Source organism: Desulfobacterales bacterium (genome assembly GCA_034520365.1).
GTDB lineage: Bacteria > Desulfobacterota > Desulfobacteria > Desulfobacterales > Desulfosalsimonadaceae > M55B175.
In genome coordinates, this window is the sequence record JAXHNP010000006.1 from 1,142,004 (window position 1) to 1,166,628 (window position 24,625).

18 protein-coding genes are annotated in these 24,625 nt (G+C 53.1%); 6 read left to right on the plus strand and 12 right to left on the minus strand.

Annotated elements, in window-relative coordinates; all coding sequences use genetic code 11:
- Nucleotides 1–32: 32 nt before the first annotated feature.
- From U5L07_13070 to U5L07_13080, 3 genes are all read left to right on the plus strand, one after another.
- Complete coding sequence (locus tag U5L07_13070) at nt 33–2,888, plus strand: hypothetical protein (protein MDZ7832679.1); 2,856 nt, start codon at nt 33–35, stop codon at nt 2,886–2,888.
- A 3-nt stretch (nt 2,889–2,891) separates the two neighbouring features.
- On the plus strand, nt 2,892–4,169 hold the full coding sequence (locus U5L07_13075; GenBank protein ID MDZ7832680.1) for an ATP-binding protein: 1,278 nt from the start codon (nt 2,892–2,894) through the stop codon (nt 4,167–4,169).
- A 231-nt stretch (nt 4,170–4,400) separates the two neighbouring features.
- On the plus strand, nt 4,401–8,666 hold the full coding sequence (locus U5L07_13080) for a DEAD/DEAH box helicase (protein MDZ7832681.1): 4,266 nt from the start codon (nt 4,401–4,403) through the stop codon (nt 8,664–8,666).
- Between the two features lie 115 nt (nt 8,667–8,781).
- On the opposite strand, the gene U5L07_13085 is transcribed toward U5L07_13080, so the two are convergent.
- The 3 genes from U5L07_13085 to U5L07_13095 are packed head-to-tail and all read right to left on the minus strand — an operon-like array spanning nt 8,782 to nt 11,209.
- Nucleotides 8,782–10,374 carry a DUF3373 family protein gene (locus U5L07_13085; GenBank protein ID MDZ7832682.1) on the minus strand — a complete coding sequence of 531 codons (1,593 nt, stop codon included), beginning with the start codon at nt 10,372–10,374 and terminating at the stop codon, nt 8,782–8,784.
- A 40-nt stretch (nt 10,375–10,414) separates the two neighbouring features.
- Entirely contained in the window at nt 10,415–10,756 is a 342-nt protein-coding gene (locus U5L07_13090) for a hypothetical protein (GenBank protein MDZ7832683.1), read from the minus strand.
- Nucleotides 10,757–10,789: 33 nt separating this feature from the next.
- Nucleotides 10,790–11,209 carry a hypothetical protein gene (locus U5L07_13095; GenBank protein ID MDZ7832684.1) on the minus strand — a complete coding sequence of 140 codons (420 nt, stop codon included), beginning with the start codon at nt 11,207–11,209 and terminating at the stop codon, nt 10,790–10,792.
- A 272-nt stretch (nt 11,210–11,481) separates the two neighbouring features.
- On the opposite strand from U5L07_13095, the gene U5L07_13100 reads away from it, so the two are divergent.
- Complete coding sequence (locus tag U5L07_13100; GenBank protein ID MDZ7832685.1) at nt 11,482–11,958, plus strand: DUF1499 domain-containing protein; 477 nt, start codon at nt 11,482–11,484, stop codon at nt 11,956–11,958.
- On the opposite strand, the gene U5L07_13105 is transcribed toward U5L07_13100, so the two are convergent.
- The 9 genes from U5L07_13105 to cooS form a co-directional block, all read right to left on the minus strand.
- Entirely contained in the window at nt 11,944–12,879 is a 936-nt protein-coding gene (locus U5L07_13105; GenBank protein MDZ7832686.1) for an alpha/beta hydrolase, read from the minus strand. The genes U5L07_13100 and U5L07_13105 overlap by 15 nt on opposite strands.
- Nucleotides 12,880–12,924: 45 nt before the next feature.
- On the minus strand, nt 12,925–13,800 hold the full coding sequence (locus tag U5L07_13110; protein MDZ7832687.1) for a nitroreductase family protein: 876 nt from the start codon (nt 13,798–13,800) through the stop codon (nt 12,925–12,927).
- 298 nt (nt 13,801–14,098) lie between these two features.
- Nucleotides 14,099–14,434 (minus strand): DUF4213 domain-containing protein, encoded by a 336-nt coding sequence (locus U5L07_13115; protein ID MDZ7832688.1) that lies wholly within the window; start codon nt 14,432–14,434, stop codon nt 14,099–14,101.
- 36 nt (nt 14,435–14,470) lie between these two features.
- Nucleotides 14,471–16,264: an ATP-binding cassette domain-containing protein gene (locus U5L07_13120; GenBank protein MDZ7832689.1), complete on the minus strand. Its 1,794-nt coding sequence runs from the start codon at nt 16,262–16,264 to the stop codon at nt 14,471–14,473.
- 14 nt (nt 16,265–16,278) lie between these two features.
- Nucleotides 16,279–17,100: a formate dehydrogenase accessory sulfurtransferase FdhD gene (gene fdhD / locus U5L07_13125; GenBank protein ID MDZ7832690.1), complete on the minus strand. Its 822-nt coding sequence runs from the start codon at nt 17,098–17,100 to the stop codon at nt 16,279–16,281.
- On the minus strand, nt 17,084–17,638 hold the full coding sequence (locus tag U5L07_13130) for a type I restriction enzyme HsdR N-terminal domain-containing protein (protein ID MDZ7832691.1): 555 nt from the start codon (nt 17,636–17,638) through the stop codon (nt 17,084–17,086). Before U5L07_13130 ends, fdhD begins: the two co-directional genes overlap by 17 nt.
- Before the next feature lie 9 nt (nt 17,639–17,647).
- Entirely contained in the window at nt 17,648–18,280 is a 633-nt protein-coding gene (gene metW, locus U5L07_13135; protein MDZ7832692.1) for a methionine biosynthesis protein MetW, read from the minus strand.
- Complete coding sequence (locus tag U5L07_13140; protein MDZ7832693.1) at nt 18,264–19,433, minus strand: homoserine O-acetyltransferase; 1,170 nt, start codon at nt 19,431–19,433, stop codon at nt 18,264–18,266. The genes metW and U5L07_13140 overlap by 17 nt, the downstream gene beginning before the upstream one ends.
- Before the next feature lie 270 nt (nt 19,434–19,703).
- The gene (gene cooS / locus U5L07_13145; protein MDZ7832694.1) at nt 19,704–21,686 is read right to left on the minus strand and encodes an anaerobic carbon-monoxide dehydrogenase catalytic subunit; all 1,983 of its coding nucleotides are present in this window, start codon (nt 21,684–21,686) and stop codon (nt 19,704–19,706) included.
- Between the two features lie 559 nt (nt 21,687–22,245).
- Here cooS and U5L07_13150 point away from each other — a divergent pair.
- Entirely contained in the window at nt 22,246–22,605 is a 360-nt protein-coding gene (locus tag U5L07_13150) for a hypothetical protein (protein MDZ7832695.1), read from the plus strand.
- Between the two features lie 37 nt (nt 22,606–22,642).
- Nucleotides 22,643–24,589, plus strand: a complete 1,947-nt coding sequence (locus tag U5L07_13155; GenBank protein MDZ7832696.1) for a thioredoxin domain-containing protein — start codon at nt 22,643–22,645, stop codon at nt 24,587–24,589.
- The last annotated feature ends 36 nt before the right edge of the window (nt 24,590–24,625 follow it).

A 24,625-nucleotide genomic window follows, 5' to 3' on the forward strand; every position in this document is an offset into this window, starting at 1 on the left:
TTTCACCGGCTGATGTTTGAGGAGGTTGCATCATGAACCGAAACAGCACACCCGTGAACCAGAACCACCGTTATCCCGGCGCCCGCTGGTGGTGCTTTGACTTTCATACCCATACGCCGGTTTCTTCGGACACGCCGTGGGCGAAACAAGGGCTTGACCTGACGCCCGAGCAGTGGCTGCAAAAGTTCATGGCCGCCGGGATCGACTGTGTCGCAGTCACGGACCACAATAGTGGCGCCTGGATTGATCGATTAAAAGAGGCTTACGACCGGATGCAGGCCGATCAACCGGAAGGCTTTCGTGAGCTTTACCTGTTTCCCGGGGTTGAGCTGTCTGTGAACGGCGGTTTTCACCTGCTGGCCATCTTCGATCCAAGCGCTACAACCGGCGACATCGACACCTTTTTGGGACAAGTCGATTACCAGGGAACAAAAGGCGATAGCGATGGTGTCACCCGGAAATCTCCTGTTGAAGTAATTGAGGCAGTTAAGGCGGCGGGCGGTCTGATGATCCCCGCCCATGTGGATCATCAACAAAAGGGGCTTCTCCGTCTTGACAATAGTGCGGACAGTGGGGCTGCACGAGCTGTACTTGACGTCAATACCCTGCGGCAAATCTTCAATTGTGATCATGTGTACGCCATGGAGGTGGTTGATCCTTCGGTGCCCAGGCCGGGGATTTATAACGAGTACCGCCTGTCCTGGACGGAAGTGGTCGGATCGGATTGCCACAGTTTCCAGGGCCAGGCATTACCAGGATCGCGTTACACCTGGATTAAAATGGCGGAACCGTCGCTGGAAGGTCTTAGACTTGCGCTCATGGATGGCGAAAGATTTTCCGTCAGGCGCAGCGATGATTCCGAGCCTTTCGATCCGAACGCGCTGCCGGAAAACTATCTCGAATCTGTTGAAATCCATGAGGCCCGCTACATGGGTCAAGGTCATCCGGAAGCTCTTTACTTCAGCCCCTGGTTTAACGCTCTGGTCGGCGGCCGGGGGACAGGCAAGTCAACGGTCGTGCATGCCCTGCGCCTGGCGCTGAGACGCGAAAATGAGCTCAAGGCCCTGGAAGAAGGCAGCGAGCCGCGCCGTACCTTTGAACGATTTATCCGCGAGGCGCGCTCCCGTGATGACGACGGCGCGCTCACACAGCGTACCCATATCGCGCTGACTTTTGTGCGTGATGGCGCACGCTATCGGATTCACTGGCCACAGGAAGGTTCCGGCGCCGTTGTAGAGGAGGCGGAAAATGATGACTGGCGCGAGTCGGAAAATCAGGCGGTGATTCCGGAGCGCTTTGCCGTGCGGCTGTTTAGCCAGGGCCAGATTGCGGCGCTGGCCGGCGGCAGCCAGCAGGCCTTACTCGATTTGATTGACGAGGCAGCCGGGATCGACGACGAAAAAAAAGCGTTTCAAGAGGCCCGGCAGACGTATTTGTCGCTTTACGCCCGGGCGCGTGAGCTGGCAGGCCGGCTGCAAGGACGCGATGCATTAAAGGTCCGCCTGGAAGATGTGCAACGCAAGCTGAAGAAATTTGAAGAAGCGCATCACGCTGATGTGCTCAAGGCATATCAGCACTGTTCCCGGCAGGAACGGGAAATCGCCCGTCAGTTTGATTCGGTTGACACGATGGTGAGTCGGATTCGCGAATTGTCAGAGGACCTGACACCGGAGGATGTCCCTGATCAGCTTTTTGATGCGGAAACCGAAACCGATGCAGAGGCCCTGGCCGTCCTGTCCCGCCTGCACCAGGCGATTGAATCGGCCGCGCAGGCATTGAAGGGTGCTGCGGGAGACCTGGCAAATTCCGCCAACCGGGAACGCCGGGACCTGCCGAATACCGACTGGCAACAGGCAGTGCGCAAGGCACGCACCGATTACGAAAAACTGGTCCAGGAGCTGAAAGACCAGGGTGTCGGGGATCCCAGTGAATATGGTCAACTGGTTCAGGAGCGGCAACGGCTGGAAAAACAGTGGAAGGAACTTGATTCGCTGGAGGCGCAGCGCCGCCAGGTCCTGGAGCAGGCGCAAACGCAGCACCAAACCGTGCTGGAGGCCCGACGTGTGATAAGCGAAAGACGGGAAGCCTTCCTTGACGAAACGCTGGCCGGAAACGAGTACGTTCAAATCCGCCTGAACCCCTATCGCCAGGATGGCCATGCTTTGGAACAAGATATTCGGGAATTTCTGGGCGCGGAGCATCCCAAATTCGAGAACGATATCCTGGTTGAAAAAGACGGGCGGCCGACCGGGGGCGTTGTCGCTGAATTGCTCAAACCGTTGCCTGCCGATAGCGTGCAGGCCAGCCGGCAAATGGAACAAAGAGTGGCAGACATCAAACAGCGCCTGGCAGCGGGCTGTCAGGGCCAGGGTGATTTCGGCGGGCACTTTAACAATTTTCTTGAGCGGCAAACGGGGAATCATCCGGAGTTTATGGACCATTTGATGATATGGTTTCCGGACGATGGCCTGGAAGTGAAATACAGCCGGAAGGGAGACGGACGGGATTTCAAAGCCATTGAGCAGGCTTCCGCCGGCCAGCGGGCGGCCGCCATGCTGGCTTTCCTCCTGGCCCACGGTTCGGATCCGATTGTGCTTGATCAACCCGAGGATGACCTGGACAACCATCTGATCTACAATCTTGTGGTTCGCCAGCTGCGCGAAAACAAATTGCGCCGTCAGATTATCACCGTGACCCATAACCCCAACATTGTGGTCAATGGAGACGCTGAAATGCTTCACGCCCTGGATTTCAGCGGGGGGCAATGCCGTGTGACCGTAAAAGGTTCGCTGCAGGACAAAGCCATGCGTGATGAAGTCTGCCATGTAATGGAAGGCGGCCGGGATGCATTTGACCGGCGCTATCGTCGGCTGGGACAGGAGGTATAACAGATGTTCGACAGCATAGCCAAACTCATGGAAAAAATTCACCTGGGCGAAGATTCCTTTCTTGAACTGAAAGAAGTCCGTATTTCAGGAAAACGGGTTGCCGCTCCGCACCGCGATTCGCTGGCTGACGAGCTGGCGGCGTTTGCCAACGCCAAAGGCGGGGTCTGTGTGCTGGGGGTAGACGATACCAGCCGCGAGATCCTGGGTATTGCCCTGGATAAGCTGGATCTGGTGACGGATTTTGTACGGCAGACCTGCCTGGACTCGGTAACGCCGCCGTTGAATCCCGTTATCGAAAGGCTGTCACTGCCCGCGGTAACCGGCGATGAGCTGGCTGTACTGAAGGTGGAGGTCGGTCGTAGCCTCTGGGTGCATCGCAGCCCCGGGGGCTATATGCATCGGGTGGGGGATGAGAAGCGTGAAATGACGCCGGATTTTCTCGCACGATTGTTTCAGCAACGCAGCCAGGCAAGAATCATCCGTTTTGACGAGCAGCCTGTACCCGATGCTGCACTCGATGATTTAGAGACTTCCCTTTGGCAACGGTTTGCAACACCGCGTACCCGTGATGACCGGGACGGTCTGCTGCGAAAACTGGGGATAGCAGCCCTGGATGGCGATAACCTGCGCCCGTCAGTGGCGGGTGTGCTTATGGCCGGCAAAGACCCTCGCCGATGGCTGCCAAACGCCTATATCCAAGCGGTTGCGTATCGCGGCACAGGGATTCGGCCTGCCGGAGACCAGCCCTATCAACTCGATGCCGCCGATATTACCGGCCCGCTGGATCAGCAGGTAATGGCCGCTTGCAGTTTTGTCAAAAGGAACATGAGAACTGCCGCACGCAAACAAGCCGGGAGGGAGGATGTTCCCCAGTTTGATTTGACGGCGGTGTTCGAAGCAATGGTCAACGCGGTCGCCCACCGGGACTATTCCATGCAGGATGCAAAAATACGGCTTCGATTGTTCGAGGATCGGCTGGAGATATATTCGCCCGGGACTATTCCCAACACCATGACCGTGGACAGCTTGGCCTACCGGCAGGCTGCCCGCAACGAGACGATTACAAGTCTGCTGGCAAAGTGCGGCGTCCCGGATGAAGAAGGCTTGCAGACCGGACGGTTGGCCATGATGGATAAACGCGGGGAGGGCGTTTCGATCATCCTTGAGAACAGTGAGTCCCTTTCCGGCCGTATCCCCGAGTATCGCCTGATCGATGACAGCGAGCTGTTGCTGATTATTTATGCCGCGCCGGTTGCCGCCGATAAAGAGTCGGAGGCGTAACCATGGCGGCAAAGAAAAAATACAAAAAGCCCCAGGAGCCGTTACATTGCTTTTCTGGACCTGAATGCGCTCTACTTTGAATTGCAGCGCTATAAGGCTGAACGCGCCTGGCATAACCTGGATCTTCAACGTGGGAAATTCGCCGAACTGTTGGCGGATCAAAGCTGGTACCGGCTGCTGATCCCGGAGGCTGAACTGACGTTCGATTCTTTTGAAAAGGTTCACCTTTAAATGCGTATCCAAACCCATCTGAAACTGCCTGAAAAAGAATTTGACCCGGCATACCGCGCCGTGACCGATGCATATAATGCCCTCCCCCTGCTGCATCAAACCATCGTGCAGATACTTGCAGTCATTTACGAAGGGGTGGCCAGAACCCATGTGGTAAACGCCCTGAAGAAACTGGACATAAAAGATATCGATACCGATGATTTTACGGTCAAAAGCGTAACCCCCATATTTGACGAACTGGTGGACGCCGGCCTGATCCGGAAAGAGTATAGCAAATATCAATGCAGTGCTTTTCTGGCGGAACCGCTGTGCCGGCAAATGGTCGATGCGAGCGGGCCAGGCGGGTTTTTTGATGAAATCGCCGGGGCGGTGCAAAAGGTTCTGTCCGTGAAAAGGCAGGGGGAACACTATGCGTTTTCGAGTCCAGGGCAAATGATCCGGGAATTCCGGATCGGTCTGTATACGGGCAGTGAGGAAAAAGTCTATGACATTCTGGCGGGTTTTCAGCAAAGCCGTTTTTCCTATTATCGATATCCGCATCCGGTCCGGGTGATTTTCAAAAACTCTTCGGACCTGGACTGGTTTTCCGGCAAACTCCCCCATGGGCTGCAAGCCGATATCGCCGGAATGCTTGTGAATGACCGATTGTATAATAAAGATTTTATCGATTCCCATCTGTTTTCATTTTTAAAAGATAGCTTGCCCTCAGTTGACGGAAAGACGGCAGCCAAAGCGGGGCAAGACGATCAAATCGATGTGGGGCGGATTCTACTGGTCGAACAACTGATCCTGCGGGGACAGCTCCAGGAGGCAAAGAATCGGATTGATGGTATCGACACGGCGGAAGTGGTCGCCTTCCGGGGGGCTTTGGCGTTTTTGAGCGGGCGGAATGCGGCGGCGCTTTCCCATTATGAAGAAGCGTTTATGCGTTTGAAAAAAAGCACCCGGAAACGCAAGATTTATTTCGAAACGCTCTCCGGGATTTTTTATGTTCTGGCCTTGTTGAAAAGCGGCACCCCCCAGCACATGATGCAGGGACAGAACTATACCGCCATTGCCGCGGATCGATCAACCTACCGGTTTGCCCCCGCCTATCATAAACTCAATCAGCTCATTGCGGCGCGGGATGGGAATACGGATGCCCTGGAAGCCATCAAGGAATGGGAATGGGTTCCCAAAGAAGAAGCGGTAACCCGTTTCCTTCAGGTGCTTGTGGTCTACTGGACGGATCGGAAACGGGCGGGAAAATTTAAAAAGCGGCTCCTGGAACTGCAGCGGGAGACGGAGCAGTATGGATACGACTGGCTTGCCGCGGAATTGGCGGTCCTTGTCTCCCATTTGACAAAAACCGATAAAAAATACCTTCAAAAACCGGAATCATTTTTCGATAGCAGCGGCATCAATTGCATCGTCAATTTGTTCCAGCCGGAAGATCCATGGAAAAGGGCGCTGAATGCATTGATGCAGCTGCAGAAAAAAGCCTCTGATGGGGTGGAAGCCGGAAAATCCTCACGCCTGGCTTGGTTTTTTAATTACAGCGAAAAGGGCAAATGGTGGACCCTTACCCCGAAAGAGCAGGTAAAGCAGGCCAAAGGGGGGTGGAGCAAAGGGCGTAAGATCGCCCTGAAGCGTTTGTATTGCGAAATCAACAGCTTTGATTTCCTGACGGCGCAGGACAAACGGATCTGCGGTCAAATCCAGGAATCCCGGCACCTGGTTCGGGGATATCCGGAGGTCCACTATTCTATTGGAGCCGGCGCCCTGCAGGCCCTGGTCGGCCACCCCTTGGTATTTTCGGAAGACGCCCCCGACGTCCGGGTGGAATTCGTTGAGGGCAAACCGGAATTGACGGTGCGTCAACAGTCCAATGGAAAATTTTTGATCGCCTTTACCCATGATATAAGCGGTGGTAATGACGTTCAAGTCATCCGGGAGACGCCCAACCGGTTCCAAGTGATTCCCGTCAACGAAGATATCGGCCGGATCGCAAAAATTATCGGAAAAGGGGTGGAAGTGCCCCCTGCCGGGAAAAAGGAACTGCTCAAAGCAATTGATCATGTGGCTCCTGTTGTGACCGTGCATTCCGAGATCGAAGGCGTCGGACGGAAAGCCGAAGAAACCCCCGCGGACCCCACCCCGAACATTTATCTGCGCCCCTTTGGCCCCGGGCTTAAACTGGAGATGCGGGTGCAGCCGTTTAAAGCGGACGGCCCTTGTTTTCGGCCCGGAGAAAGCGGCGAAACAGTAATTGCGGAGATCGGAGATAAAACGCTTCGCACCAAACGGGATCTGAAGCAGGAGATCGCACTTGCCGATGACGCCATGGCCGCCTGCCCCGATCTGCCCTCTCGCGGGGAATCCGAGGATGGCCGCTGGGACTGGGTGTTAAAGCAATCCGAAGATTGCCTGGAAGTACTGCTGGCTGTAAAGACCATCGAATCTTCGGTTATCGTAAAATGGCCCGAAGGGGAACGGTTTCGCATCCGTCGGCAAGCGGATATGAACCGGCTCTACCTGCGGGTCCGGAAACAGAAAGACTGGTTTGCCGTATCCGGGGAGCTGAAAGTCGATTCCGACCTGGTGCTTTCCATGGAAGAACTTTTATCCCTGCTGGAAGAAACACCGGGCCGGTTCATTCCATTAAAAGACGGCCAGTTTCTGGCATTGACCGAGGCTTTCCGGAAGCGGCTGGAGGAACTTCGCACCTATTCGAAGCCGGCCGGGAAAAACCGGTTGTTTCACCCGTTGGCCGCGCTGCCGCTGGAAGCGTGGGCGGACGATTTCGGCGGCTTTCAGAGCGATTCCCATTGGAAAGCCCAGTTGAAAAAGGTAAACGACGCCCGCTCTTTACAGCCGCAGGTCCCTTCGACATTCAAAGCCGAACTCCGGGATTATCAGATAGAAGGGTATAACTGGCTGGCCCGGCTGGCTCATTGGGGAGTGGGGGCCTGTCTGGCCGACGATATGGGGCTCGGCAAAACCATCCAGGCCCTGGCCATTGTACTGGGCCGGGCGGCCGAAGGGCCGTCCCTGGTGGTGGCCCCTACATCGGTATGCATGAACTGGGAAACCGAATCCCGGCGGTTTGCGCCCACGCTTTCGATCGTCACCCTGACCAACGGGGATCGCGAAAAGATTATGGCGGACCTGAAACCGTTTGATTTTTTATTGGTCAGCTACGGTCTGCTGCAGCAGGAAAAAGTGGCGGAGATGCTGGCCAAGGTGCGGTTTGAGACCATCGTGCTCGACGAGGCCCAGGCCATCAAGAATCTGACCACCAAACGGTCCCAGGCGGCCATGAATCTCAATGGCGGGTTCAAGCTTATCACCACCGGAACCCCCATCGAAAACCATCTGGGGGAATTGTGGAACCTCTTTCAATTCATCAATCCCGGTTTTCTGGGATCGTTTGCGGAATTCAATGAAAAATTCGCCATTCCTATCGAAAAGCATCAGGACCGGAACGTCCGAAGACGATTAAAGCGGCTGGTGCAGCCCTTTATTCTGAGGCGGACCAAGCATCAGGTGATAGAAGAGCTGCCCCAGCGCACCAACATTTTGCTGCACGTGGAATTAAGTGACGAAGAGCGCGCCTTTTATGAGGCCCTGCGGCAAAAGGCCCTGGACAATCTGGACAAGGAGGCCGGGGGCAATGCCGGCAAAAGCATGCACCTGCGGATTCTGGCCGAAATTATGAAGCTGCGGCGCGCCTGCTGCAACCCCCAACTGGTTCTGCCTGATACCGGACTGCCCAGCGCAAAGCTTTCTTTGTTCGGTGAGATTGTTTCCGAACTCCTGGAAAACGGGCATAAAGCCCTGGTATTCAGCCAGTTTACGGGGCATCTGGACCTTATCCGGCAATATGTGGCGGAAAAAGGGATTGCCTATCAGTACTTGGACGGCAGCACCCCGCAAAAAGAAAGAAAGAAGCGGGTGAATGCCTTTCAGGCCGGGGAGGGCGAGCTGTTTTTGATCAGTTTGAAAGCCGGCGGGCTGGGCTTGAACCTGACAGCGGCCGACTATGTGATTCACATGGATCCCTGGTGGAATCCGGCGGTTGAAGACCAGGCGGCCGACCGGGCGCACCGGATCGGGCAGAAACGGCCGGTCACGGTCTACAACCTGGTGGCCCGGCAGACCATTGAGGAAAAAATCGTGGCCCTGCACCGGCATAAGCGGGACCTGGCCGACAGCCTGCTCGACGGCGCGGACATGAGCGGCAAAATGTCCGCAGATGAACTGCTTCGGCTGATTCGGGATCAGTGATAATAAAACTCTGTCCCCGACACCGCACCGTGGTCTTGGGTGAATTTGAAAATCTTTTTAAACCTAATACCTAATACCCAAAACCTAATACCCAAAACCTAATACCCGCAGTTACTTAAAAAACATATTCCAGACTGACATAGAACAGCCGGTCGTCCCGGTCGATATCTTTTGGCTCGCCATAAAGCCCTGAGAGAAGGGATTCCGTATAATCTCGGCTGATAAACTGATAACCGGTCCGCATCTGTAGGGTTTTTTCAACCAAGGGCTGATTCCAGTATACCTCATAGACGCTGCCCCGCGTATTCAGTTTTTGATAGGGGTCGGTTGCCGCGATATTTAACCCCACCCAGTTCTCCGAACCGTTGAAATATTCAAGGCCGATTTTCGGGTTACGCAGTTTTTCAAATGGCAGATGATACCGAAGGCCCAGATATAGTGCCCATCCGTCCTCGGAACCTTCATTGTCGGCAGAGCCCAGATAGGGGCCGGCATTGCCGTAGATCTCCTGCTGGATGCCGTTGAGCACCTCATTTAATTCCGGCGGCATTTTATCGGAGTTGAGCGGCAGGCCGTTGACCCGAATTTTATCTCCGTTTGGCTTTGTTTTGCTGTAGGCCGCACTGGCAAAGACATCAAGCGGCCAGTCAAACAGCCGGTCATTGGAGACTTGAAGGGTGTATTTATCCACATGGCCGAGTTCATCGGGGAATTGGACATTTGGCAATGCGTTTATTGGGGTTCCTTTAAGCATCAAAAACCGGTTCAGATTGTCCCTGAAGGCGTCATCGCCGGTGGGCCGCAGGTTGTCCACCCGGAACCACTGAAGCACGCACAATGAATTATCCAGAAACGGCAGGCGGTTATTCAACTGGACGGTGTAGAAGTCAATATCTTCAAGTCCGTCCGGATCTCTTAAAAACGGGCTGGCATCAATATCATCCTCGCTTCTGGCGTAGACCAGGTTCAGGGATTTGGCAACGGACTGATTAAAATAAAAAGTGAGTGCCGCCCCGTCGGACTCGGCATTAAATGTCAGGTCCGGATAACTGGTCATGCCCGGCCGGTTGTACCGGTATTTGGTTAAATACCCGCCTGAGGTGGGCAGCCGGCCGAAAGTTAAATTAATCTTTCGATTAAGCCATGACGGGCGGTAGTCAACATAGGCCCGTTTAACCTTGAGCGCGGAGTCCGCGGGCTTGTTGGAATAGTGAAAATCAGCGGCCCTGACATCTTCCGGGGTGTTCCAGGTGCCCCAGAGTTTGTACATGGTGAGGGTGGCGTGAAATCGCACCTCCTCACTGGGATCGGCCGAGAATTTGAGATCAAAATAGTTGACAAACGCGTTATCGTATCCTTCCTGGTCCGCGTCGTTATCTTCGCGGTTCAAATCAAAATAGGAGGAACGCAGATAGGCTTCGTTTCCCAGTCGGTATTTTTCGATCAGGCCGGCATCTTTAATGGTCTGTTTGTAGACATGGGTCATATGCTGTTTGAGCGTTTTGATCTGCTCCTGCTGATCAGTGACCTGATTTTCAAGATCACCGGACTCCTTTTTCTGCCGTTTCAGCTTTTGATTCAGTTCATTGACCTGTTTTTCAAGCCGGTCTATTTCTTTTTGATCGTGATCCGCCGCTGCTGCCGGTGCAGCCATCAGGATCAGGCATAAAAAACAGGCGAAAAGGGCGAAGCGTTTGGCATATTGCATTGCTCACCTCCGAATTAAATGTGAATATTTAAATGGGTACTTACCATACCCCGATGCCTTCGGATTCCGGTTCAGCATTATCTGCATGGGTTAAAAGATATTGAAGAATTTTTTCTTTCTGCTCCGGGCTCTGCCACGGGATCTCGGCAAAAATGGCGTGTCCGTTTTTTTCAATCAGCATTCGCCATAAGTTTTTGGGCTTATCCTTTGGTGAGATGCTTTGGGGGGCATGACATTTGCGAAAGCAGATGGCGTTGTCAAAATCCTGCCGGGTGAAGCCTTCTTGGCTGTTTTTTTCCTGGGCCATGGCGACCAGTACAGCGGCAAACAGAATGCATGTGCAAAGCAGTCCGATCCGCAGCAAAGTTTCAGGAATGCGCATTTTCCCCTCCAGTGGTAAACGGCTTATAATCAACTAATCCCAGATACCGATGCCTTCTTTAATGCCATTTGCATCCCGGGCATGGCGCAGTAGATAGATAAGAATCTGATCCTTTTGTTCCGGGCTTTCCCAGGGGATCTTCCGGAAAATGGCATGACCGTTTTTTTCAATCAGAATAATCCACTGTTTTCGGGTTTTCTGGGACGGTGAAAAATCCTTTTCCGTATGGCATCGTTTAAAACAGATGGCGTTTTTAAATTCATTCTGGGGCAGGGGAGGGAGGGATTTTTCTTTTTCTTCGATTTCTTCCATCAGGGAGGGGGACAATTCGATTAATGCTTCCTCATCCAGGGGGGTCAGGGCGTTTATCGGTTTTGACGTAAAAACGGCCAAACAAACCATCATTAAAACAGCGCTGATAACAAAAGCTCTAAACTGATAGGGTTTTATCATTAATTACCTTGCCTGAAGAATTGCATCAATACGTTTAACATTAAATGGCCCTGCGCCGGGTGTCAGCTCATAGTTTCGCGCGGGTCAACAATAAATGGCGCAAAAACTTTCTTTTAGAATCTGACACATGTATCAAAAAAATTTTGGGATTTCAAAGATAAAATAAAAAAAATCATGGGTTACGAAGTTCCCCGTTGGTAATTGGATGCGGCCGGTATTAATTTATACTGAACTGGGGTATGAATGAAAAATCCATGACAGGGGGTCATTCGATGAAAGGATTCAGCGCACTTGGTATATTAACGATCAGCTTTTTGGGACTTGTTTTGATCCTATCCGGCTGCGGCAGGCCGGATACCGGTTTAACCAACGGCCGGTTTTTGCCCTGCCCGGATTCACCGAACTGTGTGTCTTCCATGGCAGAAGGCGCCAGGCACGCGATTGAGCCGATTGCCTATGAGGGAAGGCGCGAGGCGGCCAAAAAGGCGATGCGCACTGTCATTCAATCCATGAAGCGATCCCGGCTGATTGCGGATTCGGAAAATTATATTCATGCGGAGTTCCGCTCGCTCATATTCCGGTTCGTGGATGATGTGGAGCTTTTCTTCCCTGAAGATGCCAATGTGATTCATATGAAATCCGCCTCCCGGACCGGGTATTCGGATTTGGGAGTAAACCGCAAACGCCTGGAGGAAATCCGCCGGCGGTTTAAGTCTATAACCTCAAGGAGTGAATCATATGACACTTAAAAACGCTTGATAGTGACGCGCGGTTTCTCTCGGCTTTTCAATCATGGGCAAATGGCCGCAATTTTCAATCAGGGCTTTTTTGATGCGCGGCGCTTTTGCCGCCAGAATATTTGCGCCTTTGGGGTGCAGAATCCGGTCTTTATTGCCCCATATGACGAGAACCGGCCCCGGATAGTCCAGAATATGGTTTTCCACCGCATAGGGGTTTTTCAGGATATTATCCATGGCCTGTTCGAGAAAACCCCTGTCTGCCTGCATCTGTTTGGCCATATAGACGCGGATCGGACGCGGAATAAAGGGCACCTCAGCAAAGGCCATCTCCATTAATTCGCTGTAGTCTCCCCTATTTTCAAGTAAAAATGGGTTTTCACCGTTCTCTATCATTTGGAAAAGTTCGGAAGGAGGCGCACTGCTCACATGCCCCGGGGCCATCAGGCAAAGGCTTTTTACCTGCTCGGGATGCCGCGCGGCGTATGCGGTGGCAATGCCCCCGCCCATGGAATTTCCGGCCAGATGGAATGATTCGATCTCCAGGGCCGTGATAAAGTCGTGAAGCCTTGAAGCCTGAGCGGGCATTGAGTAATCCCACTGCGGATTTCTCGTCGATTCGCCAAAGCCCGGCAGATCCGGAATAATAATTTTATAATGATCGGTTAAGCGGCCAGCCAGGCGGGTGAAATTATCCTTGTTGCCGCCAAAGCCGTGGAGCAGCACCATCACCGGGCCATCGCCGCCCGTAAGGTAGGCGAATCGTATATTATTCGTGGTAAGCGACCGCTTTGCAATCCCCGCCCTGAATCGTTCAAAGGCAAGGGCGGATCGGCCCATCCAGTCCGGTGACAGATAATAGAGGGCGGCAAGCCCCAACAGCAGCAGCAGGATCAACGTCCCGATAATGGGTTTCAGGCTTTTTTGACGCAAGGCGGTTCCTTCTGATTATTCGTTGAAAGTTTAAGACCCTAAACTCTATTCTTTTGATATCCACTGAACAGCGGGTTTTTTTCTGGACACCGTGTGGCTGTAGTCGTATTTGGGGTGCCCAAGCACAAGGCTGGCATGGATTTTCCGGCCTTCGGGCAGTTCGATAGTTTGGGTTAGCTGCTTGCTGAACCGGCTGGCCAGGGTGACAAAACCGATCATGCAGGTGCCGAGGCCCAGTGCGTGGGCGTAATTCATGATGTTTGTCGCCGCGATATTGCAGTTGGCGGCGCCGAAAAACGAGCGGGCCGGGGCGTGGATTAAAATCAGGACGGGCGCATTGTGAAGGATCAGATCCCGTCCGGCATCCATCTGGGCGATGTAATCATCCATGGGGTCAATGTATTTTTCAAACAGCCGCGCCATTGCCGGGTAAAGCTTTAAGCCGCCAAACACCATTCTGCCGGGCGAGGTTTGGGCCCAGTCATAAATTTTTCGGCCAATGGCAAACACCTCTTCTGACACCTTGTTTAATCGAGCCGGATCTGTAAGCACAGTATATTCCACATGCTGGCTGTTGGTGGCGGTGGGCGAATACCCGGCCAGATCGATGATATTTTGTACAGTCTTGCGCCGTACCGGTTTTTTTAGATACTGCCGCACACTCCGGCGGGTAATAACCGTTTCCCGGCAGGCATTGGGATCAATCCGGTTTTTATCAATCGGCCGGACCTGGCTGGGGTCCAGCTTATCATGGACGATCGCTTCCGTGGGGCAGACCGCTACGCAATGGCTGCACAGGTTACACCGTTCCGGGAGAGCCGCCACCGGCTCCTCGTTTTCTATCTGCCAGACCCCGGATATGCAGTCGCTTACACACCGCATGCAAAGGTTGCATCTGTCCGCCATGCGATAAATCGCCATCGTTCCCGCCTTGTCTTTTGAGTTCTTTGTGGTTGGTGCAGGATATGCGACCGTAACCTAAATTGAGCGTTTCAAATTTTTGAAAATTTAATTTTTAAATTAATTTTAGGATATTGAATAATTTTTCAGTTCAAAAATTTGAAACCCTCCGGGATTTTCAATTTAGGCGTAATTATGTTTTCCGGTGTCGTTCTGTATCGGGGCCACAGATCCGCTAAAATATTTAATTTACTATAGCTTCCCTGATAAATAAACCCCAAATTCCGATTGAACAATACTTCTGAATGAAGGACGAAGATCATGGCTTAATAAAATCGAGTATATCGCCATCCCTGTGGCGCTCACTGGGAGTGTTGGCCAGCGCATTGGCTGTGGCCATGCCCACCGCGGTTTCAATCTTTTTCGAAGAGATGATAAAATCGAGCACTTCTGATGCCGGCCGGCCTTCCAGAGGCAAGACACCGGTAAACAGACTGCAGCGCTCGGGCATGTCCCGGTGAAACGTAAACCCCAACCCGGTCTGGCCGTTATCCAGCATGACCGCGGTGTATCCCAGACCGATCCGCACATCGGCGATGGTTCTGTCGTTTGCGGCGGATTGAAGCGGGCCTTTGATTTGACTGCGAATATCCATGGATACAGACGTCTTCCTTATTTATAATATAATCTGTTATTTCAACTTATTCTGATACTGCCAGTTTGCCGGTGAGGATTCGGCAAGCATCTGTTCACGTCTGCCTTTGGCGGTGATTTGCCCGTTTTCGAGTTTAAGCACATGCGTGATTGAATCCGGCAGCTCCGCCAGCCGATGGGTGACGTATAAAAGCTGGGCGGCTCCCTGACGGCACAGGCCATCCAAGAGATTAATGATACGGCCGCGATAGCAATTATCAAGGCCCAGGCAGGGCTCGTCAAGTATCAAGAGCTGCGGGCGCTTCACCAGCGCCCGGCAGATTAGCACCAGGCGCTGCTCCCCTTCAGAAACCGAGTGAAAAAGATGGCCCGGGAGATGATCCAGGCCCATGGCATGCATCCATTCGGCTGCGGCATCAAGCTGCTCTTGATCCGGTTTCTGGTAGAGGCCTATGGAATCAAAAAAGCCTGAGCAGACCGCCTGCAAACAAGAAAATCCACGGCTGTAGGCGCGCTGGAGTTCCGGCGCCACCCAGCCCATATGCCGTTTGATTTCCCAGATACTTTCCCCGCACCCCCGGGTTTTGCCGAATAATTTGATGTCATTGGCATAGGCCTGCGGGTTATCAGCCAATACCAGGCTGAGCAGCGTGCTTTTTCCCGCACCGTTGGGGCCCAATATGGCCCAGTGCTCACCGGTACGCATCTGCCAGGTGATATCCTTGAGCACTGTTGTGCCCTGATACCGGATAGAGACTTTTTTCATCACCACAAGCGGCGCCTCGTCTGCTTTCAAAGGTCTAAAAGGAGCGGGCAGGCGTCTGATCGGGTTATTGTTTCCGCACTGATTCCCGGCAAAAACCGCTTGCATACAGGACTTGCTGAGTACGCTGTCTTTTTTGCCTTTGGCCAGTATCTGCTTGTCAGAGATGCATAGCGCATGCGTAATGCCGGCCGGAAGATCCGCCGCTGCCGATGTGACCAGCATTATTTTCGTATCAAACGATGCCAGAAGCTTTTCCAGAACATGATCCATCGCCTTTCTGGAGGCGCTGTCCAGGCCGGCCAATGGATTTTCGAGGATGAGCAGTTTGGGGGACTGCATCAGGGCCCGGATAATTTTTATTTTCCGGAATTCCCCGTTGGACAGATGGATCATCCGCCGGTTGAGCAGGTACCGGGCGGACATCTGCTCAAGCAGCATATCCCGCCTTTCAAGTGAGGCGGGGGCATCGGTTTGATGGCCAATGATTTCATAGGGTGAGTGTTTTTGAATATTCGCCGGGTTCAGGTAGTCGCTGACCCTGGCCGAGGCTTCTGTTTCCGCACTGTGCCACCGGGCCTGATGGAAACTCTCCGTTTCATGAGTTTCAATCGCCGCGCGTAGGATTTCCCCGCGCTCCAGATACCCGCGCGCGCGGGATTTGCCGGAAGCCTGACCATCAAAGTAGTATTGGATAACTCCGTCTGCCAGGGGGACTTTTCGCTGAATGGCCTTTACCAGAAGCGATTTGCCGGCGCCTGTGGGGCCGATAACAGCCCAGTGCTGATCCGCAAGGATCTCCCAGCTTAAGTTTTTAAAAAATGGTTTTTCCCCGGTTCGGACGGTGATGTTTTTTAAAACGATAAAGGGCCTGCCGGGGGATAGCGAAACGTTTTCGGAATTTTGGCCCCGGCTGTAGATATGCTGGCGGCGGCAGACCCGGCATCGGCTGTCGCTGCACATCTGGCAGCAAAAGCAGTCCGGGCAGCTATGCTTTTTGGGCGCATCCGGGCTTTGCTCTGGTATGTAGACTTTTCCGGGAAGGCCCGGGATTTCTTTAAACGGCAATCGAAGAGCTCCTGTCAGTCTGCAAAAACCCGGTCCTGACCGCAGAAAATCATGAGTTTTTGATTTTTGGTGCAGGCTAAGGTCATGCCGACGGATCGGGCCAGATCAATGGCCAGGGCGGTAGGCCGGGAGATGCCGATCAAGACTTCCAGCCTCGCACGGGCGGCCTTCTGGACCAGCTCATAGCTGAGTCTCGAGGACATGGCCCCGAAAACGGCCTCATGGAGCCTGTCATCGATTACCGTCCGGCCGATGGCTTTGTCCAGAGCGTTGTGCCGCCCCACATCCTCGGCAAAGGAAAGGGGGGCGAGGGCCTTATCAAATATCATGGCCGCATGGGCGCCGCGGGTTTTTTTGTAAAGCGTCTGATACTCGGGCAGCATATTGATGGCGTGAAACATCGCCGCAGTTGAAAAGCGGCAGTTATTCGGGGCAGGGGTGAGGATCTGGCGGATGTCTGCGGCCATCTCCTTTCCGCAGATGCCGCAGCTGGTCTGGCTGATAAAGCCTTTGCGGTCCAGGATATCCGCGATTTTTTCCCGTCTCTCCGGGGTCAGCAAAACCGTGGCCACATTTACGCCGTCTTCGGTACAGAAGCTAAGCTCCCGTATATCCCGGGCATGATCGATAATGCCTTCAGAAAGGCAGAAACCCGCCACATGGGCCTTTTCATCTCCCGGGCTGCGCATGACGAGGGAGTAGGAGGACCCGTCGATACGAATGGAAAGCGGTTCTTCAATGATTATGGCTTCACTGACCGTCTGCCGGATATTGTCTTCATATACCGTAATCGGCTCTTCCCGATAATTTTGGCTGTCACTATTCACAGTATTCACAGGAATCATCACATTCTTTTTCAGTCAGAATATCCATGACATACAGAATCCGCCGGGCTTTTTCCCGCCGCTTTTCCGTGACCGGCTTCAGATCTGCGGTTTTTAATGCCGCAATGGCGGCGTCTCTGGATGGGATGGCGGCAAATCCCTCGCCAATCATTTTGCCGGTATCCGTATCCAGCACATGCGCATCAATTCCGTTTGTCACAATGGTGACCGGCACCGTGTAGGGCTCGATCAGGCAGGCAGCGGCAATGGCCGGCTTTTGGCGGGACACCAGCGAGCCCGGCCCGTATATCACGATGGCATACACCGTATCGTTTATGCGGATACGGAAATCAATCCGCGCATGGCCGGTGTTGCCGTCTACAGTGACCGGCAGTTCCAGGCGCGGGGTGAGTTCGTTTTTCTGATACCCCTTTTCTTCAACCAGATAGCGGACAATTTTTTGCCTGGCCTGCTCATCATGGGTCAGCGCGATGGTTTCGCCGGTTAAATAGTCCGTGGTTTCACCGAGTATGACGTAGCCTTTGCCCATATTTCTTTCCTATTGACTGTCTAAGCGGCTGATCAGATAAATCCCGTATGTTGCCCGCAAATTCGGCATGAACGCAACATAATTGCCGGTTTTATCCTCCCGGTCCGTATTAATGGTGGCCTCTTTCAGGATGTTAAACCCCACCTCTTTGGCGAATGTCCGAAAATCCTTAATGGAGAGCACCCGGATGTTGGGCGTTTCATACCACTGATAGGGCAGCTGCGGGGTGATCGGGGCATGGCCGGTAAACAAGAGCTGCAGGCGGACGAACCAATGCCCGAAATTCGGGAAGCTGACAATCACCTTCCGGCCGATCCGAAGCATTTCGTGCACCAGCGTCAGGGGTTCGTAGACCTGCTGCAGGGTCTGGCTTAAAACCGCGTAATCAAACGCATCATCCGCGTAATCGTGGATTTCTTCGTTGATATCGCCCTGAATGACCGTAAGCCCTTTGTTGATACACTCCGCCACCCGGGATTCCACAAGTTCAACCCCGGTTTCTTTAACCTGTTTCTCGTGCTTGAGATACTGCAGCAGTTCCCCCTCGCCGCAGCCCAGGCCGATCACCTTAGAGCCGGGCTTGATCCAGGAGGCGATGATTTGCAGGTCATAGCGCACCGCGGTGCTATGTAAGCTGTTCATAGACACTGTCGATAAATCCGCTGATCAGATTGGAAAGCCGTTCATTTGGAAGCAGAAACGCATCATGGCCCCATTCGGCTTCAACTTCGCAGAAACTCACGTCCAGCCCGTTTTTTTTCATGGCCTTTACCATGTCCCGGGACTGGTAGGTTGGATAGAGCCAGTCCGATGTAAAGGAGATCACCAGAAAACGGGCCAGCGCCCGGGCAAAGGCATCCACGGCTGATGTCTGATGCCCCTGCCGGGTGAGATCAAAATAGTCGGCCGCTTTGGTGATGTAAAGAAACGAATTGGCATCAAAGCGTTCAACGAATTTGGCCCCCTGGTGCCGGAGATAGCTTTCCACCTGGAAATCGCCGTCAAAATTAAAAGACAGGTCCTCCCGGTTCTGAAGCCGCCGGCCGAATTTCCGCCGCAAGGCCTCATCAGAGAGATAGGTGATATGCCCGATCATGCGGGCCACGGACAGGCCCAGGTTCGGCTGCGGGCCGTCATAGTAGTTGCCGTTATGCCAGTTCGGGTCTGCGATGATGGCCTGCCTGGCCACCTCGTTGAAGGCAATGGCCAGGGCCGAATGCCGCATGGTGGTGGCCAGGGGGATGGCGGAGTTCACCATCTCAGGGTATTGTAAGCACCATTGCAATACCTGCATGCCGCCCATGGAGCCGCCGGTCATGGAGAGTATCTCTTTTATGCCCAGGTGGTCGAGCAGCGCTTTCTGGGCCCGAACCATATCAGCGATGGTGACCATGGGAAAATCCAGCCCATAGGGTTTTCCGGTTTCCGGGTTAATGGAGGCCGGACCGGTGGAGCCCATGCACCCGCCCAGAACATTGGAGCAGATGACAAAATATTTATCCGTGTCAATTCCCTTGCCTGGCCCCACCATGTTATCCCACCAGCCGGGCTTGTCATCGTTTTCCGAATAATAGCCGGCCACATGGGAATCTCCGGTCAGCGCATGCAGCACTAAAATGACATTGCGTTTATCCGCGTTTAAATGGCCCACTGTTTCATAGGCAATGGTAATGGGCCCGAGCCGGCGGCCGCTGTCTAACACCATCTCATGGGGCGGTTCGGCAAAGGTAAAATATTTTTTTTCAACCCGGCCGACGGAGCGACCGGACTGCGCGTGGGTGATGTATTCGCTCATACACCGACTTATAGAACAAATAAGGGGGGATATCAATCCCCCCTTTTATGGTTCACGGTAAATTTATGGTTCACGGTAAATTTGTTCTATCTATTTTTCAGGCGGGCACGGTGGCCCGCCCTACGCGACAATACCGACATTTTGTAGGGTCGGCCACCGTGCCGACCAAACATGCGAACAACCCCATGGTTATTGGGTTGTTCGCCAGAACAAATTCACCGTGTTTATGGTGTTGTTGGTCTGCGGTCTTAATTTTACAGCAGCAATCGCTTAGGCCATTTCGCGGCGGTCGGACATATCCACCAGCACGCGCTCCCGGGCCTTGTCAATGCCCAGCTCTTTTCGTTTTTTGTCGATATGGGCGACCATCATGGCAGCCATTTCCTTTGGATCCGGGGAATATCCCCATTTGCCGAGGCCCTGCTGTTCCAGGCCGCTGAAGAGCAGGTCATGGAATTTGGTTTCTTCAACAATCGGGAAGGTCACGCCGAATACCGTGTATACGCCGGATGCGACAAAATAGTGCCCGATGGAGATGGCTTTTTCACTCATCCATTCCGGTGCGGCACCGGCAACCGGCAGATCCGCCATGCTTTCGCCAAGGCCGCCGGCATTCACCATTTCCGTGGCCGCAATCAGGATTCGGCTGTTATCCACGCAGGAACCCATACCGAGCACCGGGGGCATACCGACTGCTTCGCAGACCTCCCGCAGGCCGGGACCGGCCAGGTAGGCGGCCTCAGGCGTGAGCAGCCCGGCTTTGGCCAGGGATATCTGCGAACATCCGGTCTGAAGCACCAGCACGTCGTTTTTGATGAGTTCCTTGACAAGCTCCACATGCACATAATCATGCTTTACCCGTGGGTTGGTGCAGCCGACCACGCCGGCCACGCCGCGGATGCGGCCGTTTATAATGTTGTCGTTTAACGGGGTGTAGCTGCCCCGGAAGGAGCCGCCCAGCATATAATTGATGTACTCATGGGAAAACCCGTGAATCCCGGTATTGGTAATTTTGGGGATTTGAACCGGCATATTCCGGTTTTTAAACCGCGAAATCGATTTAATGACGATTTCATCAGTGGTTTCTTTGGGCGTATGCTCATGGAGCTCGATGTGCTGCGCCCCCTCTATGTGGCAGCGCGGGTTGGTGGTAAACAGATACGTTCCATAGCACTCGGCCACCTTGGCCAGTCCCTGCTTGATGCACTGGACATCCACCGCCATTGAGTCCACCGCGCCGGTGACGAGTATTGCCTCTGTGGACATAAAGTTGCCTGCATGCGGCACCCCATGCCGGGAGAGCATTTCAGCCCCGGAACAGCACATGCCGACCAGGTTGATGCCGTCCGCACCGGCCGCCTTGGCCTCCTCGATCAGGGACGGCGCATTAACTGATTCCAGCATGGATTCAAACAGATTGGGCTCATGGCCGTGGACAATGATATTGACCATGTTCTCCTTCAAAACACCCATGTTTACATCCGCTGCCACGGGCACCGGGGTTCCGAAGAGGATATCGGAAATTTCGGTGGCCACCATGGAGCCGCCCCAGCCGTCCGAAAGGGCTGTGCGGCTGCACTGGCGCGTAATGTTTTCATAGTGCTGATCAACGCCCATGTGGGTGCGGTGCATAAGTTCCATGATTTCCCGCATGGCACCCCGGGGAACGATGCCGAGTTTCCGCCATGTTTCCAGGGTCTTTGCCGGCACCCGCTTCATGAACGGGATTTCGCCATCAACCTGCGTGTAAGTCCGCTCAAGTTCTTCATAGAGTTCCCGGGCGATTTCCTCGGGGTCTTTGCCCTCCACTTCAATCCCAACGCTGCGGGCTACAGCCTCCAGCTTAATGGTGTCCTTCACCTTGTAGTCGGTAATTTTGCCGCTTACCACCTCCCGAAAAACATCCAGCATGGACATCCCGTGGTCAGTATGGGCAGCCGCGCCGGAAGCCACCATTCGGCCGAAGTTTCTTGCCATAATGGTATCAATGGTGGCCCCGCATACACCGACTTTGCTGTATGGATCTTTGGCATTCAGCCGGCATGGGCCCATTGAGCAGTGCTTACAGCATGCGGAATCCGCACCGATCGGGCACGCTTTCATGCTGGCGGCGCGATCGAAGGCCGTTTCCACGCCATCTTTTCTGGCTTTGTCCAGCATTTGGGCGGTCGCATCACAAATGGTGACGTCTTTTAAATCCAAAACCTTTTTTTCTTTTTTTTCTTTGCCTGCATCCCTGGATTTGTCTGGCATATATCCTCCTGTTATTTGCTGTTATGGTTGGCTTGAATCATCCGCACCCTAATGAAGCCCGGATGAGGTTTATTTTAATGATACATTATTCAAACTCCATGCCACAATGTAGTATAAGACTCACCACCAAAAATTCAAGCCGAAATCTTCAAAAATCGCGTCATTATGTATTTTTTAAAGAAATGGGTTGTTTGCCTGCAAGCCTCTTTGATCATCTCGGCATAATTTGAATCATATATTTGAAACATTTATGTATCAAATATGGTTTAAATGTTTCAATAACTCATCCAAAGCTGCAAAGGGGATGCCAAAAAAGATTCATACACCGGGCAGCCGGATAAGCATAATAAACCTAATCCCATACAGCCTGTTTGGCAAACCGGCATTTTAAAATCCTGGGTCCCGGGCAAACGGCCCGGGGGAAATACTTAGCGCATAAATACCCCGCGGTCGCGCTGAACGTTTTTACGGATTTGGCATGAGCTGTGCATTATTTGGGAATGTAGATGTTTGCGTAAACAGATATCAATATTAGTCTAAGGGGAAAGGGGAGCGACTTATGATGACGCAAATTGATGAGCTTAAGAAGCAGAAAAACCTGATATATTCAATAGATTGGGATATGACTCCGGAGGAGGCGGTTACTTTGTACCTGGAATGGGGCAATAACTGGGCCCACGGCTACGTCATTCGATCCAAGGATGATTTTTCCAATTATTTCGTCGTATACGCATGGGATGCAGAGCCGGTTATTTACCTGATCCGGCGAAACTCAGAAAAGGCTGAAGAGCTTGCCGAGATTGGAATGCCGGCGGATGTGAAAGAGTGGTTTCTGGACTCTATCGGCCACAACAAGGGCGTATATGCGATAGACGGCCGCGTTAAGCAATGGCTGCAGGAAGAGCTGTACGAAAATTAAATACAGCTTCGGCAAATGAGACAGCAGGGTTTAGATTATGACCGAAGAGAAGAAATATACGGCATATAACCGCCTGATTAATGAAAAAAGTCCCTACCTGATCCAGCATGCGCATCAGCCGGTAAACTGGTATGCATGGGGCAAAGAGGCCTTTGAACGGGCTCATAATGAGGATAAGCCCTTGCTGGTATCCATTGGATATTCAACCTGCCACTGGTGCCATGTAATGGCTGAAGAGTCCTTTGATGACTCGGAAATTGCGGAACTGATGAACAGGTATTTCGTGTGTATCAAGGTGGATCGTGAGGAGCGTCCGGATATCGACGCCCTGTACATCACCGCGGTTTCGTCTTTGACCGGATCGGCGGGCTGGCCCCTGAATGTATTTTTAACCCCTGAGGCAAAACCCTTTTTCGGCGGCACCTATTTTCCGCCGCAGTCCAGGCGGTATATGCCGGGCTGGCCGGATATTTTAGCTCAGGTTTATAAGGCCTGGACGGATCCGGAGCAGCGGAAAAAATTAGAGGACTCGGCGGATGCCATTGTCCGGCGCCTGAAGCAGCATTTGTCGGATCCGCCCGCTAAAGGCAGCGAAACCGATATCTCCCTGAATATGATAAAGGATGCGGCAAAGGCTTTTGCTGAAGATTATGATCCGAAAAACGGGGGATTCGGCAATGCCCCGAAATTTCCCATGCCGCCGATTTTAGAGTTTTTACTCACCTTTAATGGCTTTTTCGGAGAGAATTCCCAGGATGAAAAGCTTAATGAAAAGTCCCTTGCCATGGTCAAGTCAAGCCTGGATGCCATGGCCTATGGCGGCATCTATGATCACCTGGGCGGCGGTTTTCATCGGTATGCCACAGATGCGAACTGGCATGTGCCGCATTTCGAAAAGATGCTCTATGACAACGCCCAGCTGATATCCGTTTATATCAGCGCCTATCAGAAAACCGGTGACGCGCTTTATGCTGATGTTGCAAGGCAGAGCATCGATTATGTGCTGCGGGACATGTCCCATCCGGACGGCGGCTTTTATTCTGCCGAGGATGCGGACAGCGTGCCGCCGGATGCAGACGGTGAACATCCGGCCAAGCGCGAGGGCGCCTTTTATGTTTGGCCCTATCAAGAGGTCCGAAAGGTTCTGGAAAACAGCATGAATAAACAGGCGGCAGATCTATTCTGCTACCTGTTTGATATTCGGGAAGACGGCAATGTGAGCCAGGATCCGTTCGGTGAATTCAAGGGCCGAAATGTCCTTCATCAAATCCGTTCCATAAAAGAGGGAGCGGATTATACGGGGATAAGCGAGGCTGAGGCCCGGCAGTTGGTAGCTGATGCCCGGCAGCGGCTGTTTCAGGATCGCTTAAACAGGCCGCGGCCGCATCTGGATGACAAGATACTCGCTGCCTGGAACGGGCTTATGATCTCCGCCCTGGCGCGGGCGGCAACGGTTTTTGATTCGCCGGAGGATCTGGCAGCCGCTGAAAAATCCGTTAATTTCATCTACAATAATATGTACGTCCCGGAGTCCGGGCAGCTTTACCGCCGCTGGCGGGAAGGGGAGGCCGGGATCAAGGCGCTGGCTGATGACTATGCATTTTTAATCAACGGGCTGATTGATCTTTATGAAGCCGGCTCCCAGCCCTGGCTTTTGGAGTGGGCAACAGCGCTCATGCATCGGTTTTTATCCGATTTCGTGGATACCGCTACCGGGCTGGTTTACTTAACCCCCCAATCCTATGATCCGCATATCGCCTTTCAGGTAAAGGATCTCATCGACAATGTGACCCCATCGGCCGCATCCGGTGCCGCGCTTGGATTGGTAAGATTGTCTAGAATGACCGGCAGCCAAATATTTGAGACAGCAGTTGAAAATATTTTCAGGCATGCCGGTGGGGAAATCAGCCGTTTCCCGAAAATGGCGCCCTGTCTGCTGGTGGCGGTTATGGTATCCATGTCCGATAATTCGTGTAATTCATGAGACATGTCTGTTGCTGCTGTTTTTACCTGAAAAATT

Bases quoted from the DNA above. Each gene is read 5' to 3' on its own strand.
- U5L07_13070 (MDZ7832679.1), top strand. From the start codon at position 33: ATGAACCGAAACAGCACACCCGTGAACCAGAACCACCGTTATCCCGGC.
- U5L07_13075 (MDZ7832680.1), top strand. From the start codon at position 2,892: ATGTTCGACAGCATAGCCAAACTCATGGAAAAAATTCACCTGGGCGAA.
- U5L07_13080 (MDZ7832681.1), top strand. From the start codon at position 4,401: ATGCGTATCCAAACCCATCTGAAACTGCCTGAAAAAGAATTTGACCCG.
- U5L07_13085 (MDZ7832682.1), bottom strand. From the start codon at position 10,374: ATGCAATATGCCAAACGCTTCGCCCTTTTCGCCTGTTTTTTATGCCTG.
- U5L07_13090 (MDZ7832683.1), bottom strand. From the start codon at position 10,756: ATGCGCATTCCTGAAACTTTGCTGCGGATCGGACTGCTTTGCACATGC.
- U5L07_13095 (MDZ7832684.1), bottom strand. From the start codon at position 11,209: ATGATAAAACCCTATCAGTTTAGAGCTTTTGTTATCAGCGCTGTTTTA.
- U5L07_13100 (MDZ7832685.1), top strand. From the start codon at position 11,482: ATGAAAGGATTCAGCGCACTTGGTATATTAACGATCAGCTTTTTGGGA.
- U5L07_13110 (MDZ7832687.1), bottom strand. From the start codon at position 13,800: ATGGCGATTTATCGCATGGCGGACAGATGCAACCTTTGCATGCGGTGT.
- U5L07_13115 (MDZ7832688.1), bottom strand. From the start codon at position 14,434: ATGGATATTCGCAGTCAAATCAAAGGCCCGCTTCAATCCGCCGCAAAC.
- U5L07_13130 (MDZ7832691.1), bottom strand. From the start codon at position 17,638: ATGGGCAAAGGCTACGTCATACTCGGTGAAACCACGGACTATTTAACC.
- metW (MDZ7832692.1), bottom strand. From the start codon at position 18,280: ATGAACAGCTTACATAGCACCGCGGTGCGCTATGACCTGCAAATCATC.
- U5L07_13140 (MDZ7832693.1), bottom strand. From the start codon at position 19,433: ATGAGCGAATACATCACCCACGCGCAGTCCGGTCGCTCCGTCGGCCGG.
- cooS (MDZ7832694.1), bottom strand. From the start codon at position 21,686: ATGCCAGACAAATCCAGGGATGCAGGCAAAGAAAAAAAAGAAAAAAAG.
- U5L07_13150 (MDZ7832695.1), top strand. From the start codon at position 22,246: ATGATGACGCAAATTGATGAGCTTAAGAAGCAGAAAAACCTGATATAT.
- U5L07_13155 (MDZ7832696.1), top strand. From the start codon at position 22,643: ATGACCGAAGAGAAGAAATATACGGCATATAACCGCCTGATTAATGAA.